This is a genomic window from Paenibacillus sp. YAE3 (assembly GCF_057546105.1).
Genome location: NZ_BAAIYF010000064.1, coordinates 1 through 521 on the forward strand (window position 1 = coordinate 1; position 521 = coordinate 521).

The following is a 521-nucleotide window of genomic DNA, read 5'->3' on the forward strand; positions in this document are numbered from 1 at the left end:
GGTGGGGTAGATGATTGGGGTGAAGTCGTAACAAGGTAGCCGTATCGGAAGGTGCGGCTGGATCACCTCCTTTCTATGGAGAATCGCTTCCTGCAACGGAAGCATTCAAATATGCCGTAAGGCAAAATGATCTCACTCGTTGGTCAGTTTTGAGAGTTCAAACTCTCACATACGATTTCCAGAACTTGCTTGGTGACAAGAAGTGCTGAGAATGGTATGATATAAGTCCGGTTGAAAAAACCGGGTTTTGAATCAAATTTTCATTCACACATCCGTGATGAACCGAAAAATTGATTGTTGATCCTTGAAAACTAGATAACGAAACGAATTTGCGTTTTAGAAATATCCTTTTAGCTGCTTGTGTCTTTATTAAAAGACCAAGTAATAAAAGTAGCAAAGGTTAAGCTACTAAGAGCACACGGAGGATGCCTAGGCGCTAGGAGCCGATGAAGGACGTGGCGAACAACGATACTGCCTCGGGGAGCTGTAAGCAAGCTTTGATCCGGGGATGTCCGAATGGG

The 521-nt window shown here is 44.1% G+C and carries 2 rRNA genes; both read left to right on the forward strand.

Annotation, left to right across the window (positions count from 1 at the left end):
• A 16S ribosomal RNA gene (locus tag AC27KL_RS28210) occupies positions 1-73 on the forward strand; the annotation flags it as partial.
• 325 nt (positions 74-398) lie between these two features.
• A 23S ribosomal RNA gene (locus AC27KL_RS28215) occupies positions 399-521 on the forward strand; the annotation flags it as partial.